General features: G+C 71.1%; 4 protein-coding genes and 2 pseudogenes. 1 reads left to right on the top strand and 5 read right to left on the bottom strand.

The window, feature by feature from the left end; all coding sequences use genetic code 11:
* A pseudogene (locus tag AB0F68_RS23130) lies at positions 1-423 on the bottom strand (hypothetical protein); the annotation flags it as partial.
* A 588-nt stretch (positions 424-1011) separates the two neighbouring features.
* Here AB0F68_RS23130 and AB0F68_RS23125 point away from each other — a divergent pair.
* Positions 1012-2808: a glycoside hydrolase family 6 protein gene (locus AB0F68_RS23125; protein WP_357341621.1), complete on the top strand. Its 1797-nt coding sequence runs from the start codon at positions 1012-1014 to the stop codon at positions 2806-2808.
* Between the two features lie 99 nt (positions 2809-2907).
* On the opposite strand, the gene AB0F68_RS23120 is transcribed toward AB0F68_RS23125, so the two are convergent.
* The 4 genes and pseudogenes from AB0F68_RS23120 to AB0F68_RS23105 form a co-directional block, all read right to left on the bottom strand.
* Entirely contained in the window at positions 2908-3291 is a 384-nt protein-coding gene (locus AB0F68_RS23120; protein WP_357341620.1) for a hypothetical protein, read from the bottom strand.
* A gap of 72 nt (positions 3292-3363) precedes the next feature.
* Positions 3364-3687: a hypothetical protein gene (locus tag AB0F68_RS23115; protein ID WP_357341619.1), complete on the bottom strand. Its 324-nt coding sequence runs from the start codon at positions 3685-3687 to the stop codon at positions 3364-3366.
* Between the two features lie 16 nt (positions 3688-3703).
* Positions 3704-5360: pseudogene (locus AB0F68_RS23110) on the bottom strand (sodium:solute symporter family protein).
* Between the two features lie 131 nt (positions 5361-5491).
* Positions 5492-6445 carry a hypothetical protein gene (locus tag AB0F68_RS23105; RefSeq protein ID WP_357341618.1) on the bottom strand — a complete coding sequence of 318 codons (954 nt, stop codon included), beginning with the start codon at positions 6443-6445 and terminating at the stop codon, positions 5492-5494.
* Positions 6446-6452: the final 7 nt, after the last annotated feature.

Genomic DNA, 6452 nt, shown 5'->3' with positions numbered 1-6452 from the left:
GCCGTCGTCGTGCTTGCCGTCCTCGCCCTTGCCGTCGTCGTGCTTGCCGTCCTCGCCCTTGCCGTCGTCGTGCTTGCCGTCCTCGCCCTTGCCGTCGTCGTGCTTGCCGTCCTCGCCCTTGCCGTCCTCGCCCTTGCCGTCCTCGTGCTTGCCGTCGTCGTGCTTGCCGTCCTCGTGCTTGCGGTCCTCGTCCTTGCGGTCGTGGTCCTTGCGGTCCTCGTCGCTGCGGTCCCAGTCCTTGCGGTCCCAGTTCTTGTGGTCCCAGTCCTCGTGGTCCCCAGAGCAGGTACCGGGAAGGCTGACCTGCGGCTTGGCGACCGTGTACGCGCTGGCCGCGTTCGCCGCCCCGGGCGAGAACAGCAGCAGGGACGCGCCGCCGAGAGCAGCACCCGCAACGAGCTTCCCGAGCATCTTCTTAGCCATGACCTGCGTCACTCCATCCCTGTTTGTCCTGAGCCCGACATCCCTCGAGCTACGACCGACGTTAGACGGTTTCGCGAGTTATCCGGGGAAACATTCGTGTTTAGGAGTTTGTAGGCGATGGGAGAGGTACGGGTGCTACGCGGCTTTTGTGGCGTGCCCAAATGGCTCGGGCCCGTCGTGCCGGCTCGGGTGGTCGCGTGCCCCCTGCGTCGCCCGCGCCGGGCCGTGCCGTGGGGTGGTCGACTGCGCCGGTCTGCCGCTTCCGGTCGGCCGCGCCCCGTTTGGCGCCCCCGGTCCGGTCCGAACCGCATCGAGCCATTGCTATGGAAGCGCTCCCATGTAAGAATCGCTGCACGCGGTTCGGAGAGCCACACCGCGAGCTCAGACGTCGAGGGCAGCCGGGTCACCGGAACGACGTCCGACTCCTCGACCGGCCCCGCGGGCCGGTCGTCCACCACCACCATCACGCCCGTCCGGGTCGGGCGCCCCCGAAGAACCCGTGCGCCGACGGCCGTCCCCCGACGGACGTCCGAGCGTCCTTCCGCCGGGCCGTACGCGGATCCGGTCTCGCTCAAGGAGATCAGTGGCATGAATCTGTGGAGAAGGCTGTCCGGCCGCAGCCGGGCGCTCGCGCTGACCGGCGCCGGCGTCCTGGTCGCCGGCGGGCTGGTGACCCTCCCGGTCACCGCGGCGCAGGCCGCGACCCAGTGCAGCGTGGACTACACCACCAGCGACTGGCCCGGTGGCTTCACCGCGACGGTGAACATCAGGAACCTCGGTGACCCGCTCAGTTCGTGGAACCTCGGCTTCACCTTCCCGAACAGCAGCCAGAAGGTGCAGCAGGGCTGGTCGGCGAAGTGGTCGCAGAGCGGCCAGAACGTCACCGCGCAGAACGAGTCCTACAACGGGTCGCTGGGCACCGGCGCCAGCACCAGCATCGGGTTCAACGGCGCGTGGAGCGGCAGCAACCCGAAGCCGACCCAGTTCACCTTGAACGGCACGGTCTGCAACGGCGGCACGCCGCCCACCACGACGCCGCCGACGACCACCCCGCCGCCGCCGACGACGCCGCCGCCCACCACCCCGCCGCCCACGACGCCGCCGCCGACCACCCCGCCGCCGGGGCAGAAGGCCGACAACCCGTACGCCGGGGCGAAGGGGTACGTGAACCCCGAGTGGAAGGCCAAGGCGGACGCCGAGCCCGGCGGCAGCCGGGTCTCGAACAACCCGACCGCGGTCTGGCTGGACCGGATCGCCGCCATCAACGGCACCAGCAACAGCAGCTCGAACGGCTCGATGGGCGTCCGCGACCACCTGGAGGCGGCGCTGAAGCAGGGCGCCGGCTACATCCAGTTCGTCATCTACAACCTGCCCGGCCGCGACTGCGCCGCGCTGGCCTCCAACGGTGAGCTGGGTCCGGACGAACTGCCCCGCTACAAGGCCGAGTACATCGACCCGATCGCGGCGATCCAGAGCGACCCGAAGTACGCCGGCATCCGGATCATCAACATCATCGAGATCGACTCGCTGCCCAACCTGGTGACCAACACCTCGGGCAACGCGGGCGGCACGGCTATGTGCGACACGGTCAAGGCCAACGGCGCGTACGTCAACGGGGTCGGCTACGCGCTGGCCAAGCTGGGCGCGATCGGCAACGTCTACAACTACATCGACGCCGCGCACCACGGCTGGATCGGTTGGGACAGCAACTTCGGCCCGACCGCCGACATGCTGAAGAGCGCGGCCACCGCCTCCGGCAGCACCGTGCGCAACGTGCACGGCTTCATCGTCAACACGGCGAACTACTCTGCGCTGAAGGAGCCGTACATCAAGATCACCGACACGGTGAACGGCACGAGCGTGCGGCAGTCCAAGTGGATCGACTGGAACCAGTACGTCGACGAGCTGTCCTTCGCCCAGGGCTTCCGGCAGAAGCTGGTCTCGGTGGGCTTCGAGAGCAACATCGGCATGCTGATCGACACCTCCCGCAACGGCTGGGGCGGCACCGCCCGGCCCACCGGCCCGGGCGCGACCACCAGCGTGGACACCTATGTCGACGGTGGCCGCATCGATCGCCGGATCCACGCCGGCAACTGGTGCAACCAGGCCGGGGCCGGTCTCGGTGAGCGTCCGAAGGCGAGCCCCGAGCCGGGCATCGACGCGTACGTCTGGGTCAAGCCCCCGGGTGAGTCGGACGGCTCCAGCAGCCTCATCCCGAACGACGAGGGCAAGGGCTTCGACCGGATGTGCGACCCGACCTACACCGGCAACGCCCGCAACGGCAACAGCATGACCGGGGCCCTGCCGAACGCGCCGATCTCCGGCGCCTGGTTCTCCGCTCAGTTCCAGGAGCTCATGAAGAACGCCTACCCGCCGCTCTCCTGATCCGGCGGCCGGCCCACCCGCGGCGGCGGGAGTGAGGCACCGCCGCGCGGGTTCCCCGGGCCCCTGGTCGACCCCACGTCGACCAGGGGCCCCCGGGCGTCAGGGGACCGTCTTCTCGATCGCCGCCCGGCCCAGCTCGGCCAGGTCGCGGCGGGCCCGCTCCAGGTTCTCCGGGGTGAGGTCCTGGCCCCGGGCCATCACCAGGTCCTCCGGCTCCCACGGCTGCTCCGCGCCGGTCCGGATGTTGTCCCCGCCCGCCCCGGTGCCTGTGCCGGTCGCTCCGGTCCCGGCCGCGTAGGGGTCGCCGAGGAGGTCCGGTGAACCGGTGTCGGGCACCGCGCCGTCGGGCTCGGTGAAGACGGGATTGTTCGGGTCGGTGCCACCGGTGCGCAGCTGCGGCACCGTGCTGTCGTCGTCCACCGCGGCGGCCACCTCGGGGGTCTCCTCCAGCGGCCGCTCGCCACCGCGGTCGCGATCCGTCATGCTGCTGCCCTCCTGTCCGGTCCCTGATCCCCACGGCGTACCCCGTGCGGGCCGGGCCATGCCGAGGCCGGGTCAGCGCTCCTCGGCGGCCTGCGCCTCCGGCGCCTCGGTGGGGCGCAGCCGCTGCCAGAGCAGCATCAGCAGCCCGAAGGCGAGCATCGCCAGGCCGGCCCAGAGGTTGATCCGGACGCCCTGTGCCTTGTCGATCTCCGCGGGCGAGTCGAAGAGGCCCATCAGGCCCACGATCAGCCCGTACGTCACGAACAGCCCGCCGATTACCCGGCGGATGTCGAAGAGCCGGGCCGCCGCGGAGCGCGCCTCCCGCTCGTCCTCGGTCTCGTCGACCAGCGGGTCGTGGGCCTCGCCGTGCTGGTACCGGTCGGCGTCGTCTGCCATGGCGTGCGTCCCTTCCTCAGAAGACCGGGATGTAGAAGAGGGCGGCGAGGACCACGGCGATGACACCGAGCAGCATCGGGGAGCGGTACCAGGCGGCGTCACCGGCCAGCGAGTCGTCCTTGAGCGTGGTGTCGGACAGGCCGTAGACCAGGCCGGTCAGTTCGTCGTTCCGCTTCGGCCGGGTCAACGGCGTCACGATCGCGGCGACCACCGCCACGGTGACGAAGGCGAGGCCCGCACCCCAGAAGCTCTCCTCCAGGTCGGAGTTGAAGTGGATCACGCCGGCCCGGTAGAGCAGGTAGGTCCCGATCGCCACCACGGTGCCCGCCAGCAGCGACCAGAAGCCGGCCAGCGCGCTCATCCGCTTCCAGAACATGCCGATGATGAAGGTGCCGAAGAGCGGGGCGTTGAACACCGAGAAGAGCGCCTGGATGTAGTTCATGATGTTGCTGAACCCGGCCGCGATGAAGGCCGTGCCGATGCCGATCACCACCGCCACCACGGTGGCGATCCGGCCCACCCGGACGTAGTACTCGTCCGAGCGGTCCCGCTTGAAGTACGCCTGCCAGATGTCGTAGGTGAACACCGTGTTGAAGCCGCTGACGTTGGCCGCCATGCCGGCCATGAACGAGGCCACCAGACCGGTCACCGCGATGCCGAGCACCCCGTTGGGCAGCAGGTCGCGCATGAGCAGCGGGATGGCGTTGTTGTAGACCAGGTCGCCGCTGTCGGCCCCGAGACCCTTGACGGTGATCAGGGCGATCAGGCCCGGGATCACGGTCACCAGGGGGATGAGCAGCTTCGGGTACGCCGCGATGATCGGTGTACGCCGGGCCGCGCTCATGTTCCGCGCGGGCAGGGCGCGCTGCACCTCGGCGAAGTTGGTGGTCCAGTAGCCGAACGAGAGCACGAAGCCGAGGCCGAAGACGATGCCCAGCCAGTGGGCGCCGAGCGGGTTGTCCGTGCTGCCGGTGCCCTGCCAGGCGTGCAGCCCGGCCTCACCGAGCTTGGAGCCCTTGACCGCGTCCATCAGGCCGGACACGACGCCGACCTTGACCAGGCCCAGCACGGTGATCGGCACCAGGCCCGCGATGATCACGAAGAACTGGAGCACCTCGTTGTAGATCGCGCCGGAGAGGCCGCCGATGGTGATGTACACCAGCACGATGAACGCGCCGATCACGATCGCCACCCAGAGCGGCCAGCCGAGCAGCAACTGCATGATCAGGGCCAACGCGTAGAGGTTCACCCCGGCGATCAGCACCTGGGCGACCGCGAAGCTGATGGCGTTCAGCAGGTGGGTCGGGCGGTTGAAGCGCAGCCGCAGGTATTCGGGGACGCTGTTGGACCTTCGAGCCGTAGTAGAAGGGCATCATCACGATGCCCAGGAAGACCATCGCCGGCACGGCGCCGATCCAGTAGTAGTGGACCGTCATGACGCCGTACTGCGCGCCGTTGGCCGCCATGCCGATGATCTCCAGGGCGCCCAGGTTCGCCGAGACGAACGCCAGGCCGGTGACCCAGGCGGGCAGCGACCGCCCGGAGAGGAAGAAGTCGACACTGGTGCGGATGGCGCGCCGCGCGGCGAAACCGACGCCGAGCACCGTGACGAAGTAGAGCGCCAGGATCACGTAGTCCAGGGCGTTCATGTCCAACCGGAGACCGTCACCCATCCCGTTGCTCCCTCCCTGGCCGCTGCCGCCCGCAGGTACCCAGTTTGCGAAATTTCATGCCTGGAGGGCGATCCGGCGCACACGGCGGAGCCCCGGCCATCCGTCGGCCGGGGCTCCGTGCGGGGCGTGGGTCAGCGGCCCAGGACCCGGTCCAGGAAGTCCCGGTAACCGCGCACGGCGACCCGGAGCTGCTCGGTGTCGGCCGAGCCGGACTCCTGCCAACCGCCGAGCTTGGCCTTCTGCTCGCGCAGCGCGGCGGAAAGCGCCTCGATGGCCTCCTCGACCAGCGACTGCGCCTCGCCGACCGCGGCCCGCGGGTCGTCCACGAAACGGAGCTGGACGTCCCGCCAGCGGTCCCGGAAGTCCTGGGCGATCTCCGGGGCGAACAGCGTGGCCGCGTCGGTCGGCACCGCGCCCGGCGTGGGCCGGGCCGCGCCGGCCAGCGCCGCGCCCGCCGCGCCGCCCGCGGCCGCCCCGGCCGCGCCCGCGCCGGCCGCCGCGGTGCTGGTGTCCGGGTCGACCATCGCCGGCTCGGCGCTGCCGTACCCGGCCCCGCCGGCGACCGGGGCCTCGTCGCGCACCGCACCGGGATGCGCGGCCTCCCAGCGGTCCGGGTCGTGCAGCCGGTCGGCCGCCGTCGGGTCGGCCCGCTCGTCGTCGAACGCGTCGGTCCGGCCCGGGGCGCCGTCGCCCGGCACGGCGGTGTCCTCGCCGCGCGCGTCCCGCTCGTCCTCCGGGCGCCCGCTGGCCATCGCCGAGGCGGCCACCGCGTCGCCCACCGTGGTCGCGCCGAAGGTCGTCGGCAGCGGCGCCGGGTCGTGGTACACCGGCCGGTCGTCGGCGTCGGCGGCCTCCGCGTCGCGCAGTTCGCGGGCGTCGTACCCGCGGGTCTCGTCGAGTTCCGCATCCCGCCGGTCGGCACGCTCGCCGGCGACCGCCGGGTCGTCGAAGGTGCCCCGGTCGTCCAGCGCGTCCTCCGGCACCTCGGCCGCGGCGGCCCGGTCGCCGGGGTGTGGGACCGGCACCGGCGCGGACCGGACGGCCTCGGGGTGGTCCTGCGTGACCTGCTGCTCTTCCTGACGCATGGCGGCG

This window comes from Micromonospora sp. NPDC023966, from assembly GCF_040639095.1.
Classification (GTDB): Bacteria; Actinomycetota; Actinomycetes; order Mycobacteriales; family Micromonosporaceae; genus Micromonospora.
This window is presented reverse-complemented; position numbering and strand designations above follow the sequence as displayed.

Excerpts from the sequence above, each read along its gene's own strand:
- AB0F68_RS23125 (WP_357341621.1), top strand. The coding sequence starts at position 1,012 with ATGAATCTGTGGAGAAGGCTGTCCGGCCGCAGCCGGGCGCTCGCGCTG.
- AB0F68_RS23120 (WP_357341620.1), bottom strand. The coding sequence starts at position 3,291 with ATGACGGATCGCGACCGCGGTGGCGAGCGGCCGCTGGAGGAGACCCCC.
- AB0F68_RS23115 (WP_357341619.1), bottom strand. The coding sequence starts at position 3,687 with ATGGCAGACGACGCCGACCGGTACCAGCACGGCGAGGCCCACGACCCG.
- AB0F68_RS23105 (WP_357341618.1), bottom strand. The coding sequence starts at position 6,445 with ATGCGTCAGGAAGAGCAGCAGGTCACGCAGGACCACCCCGAGGCCGTC.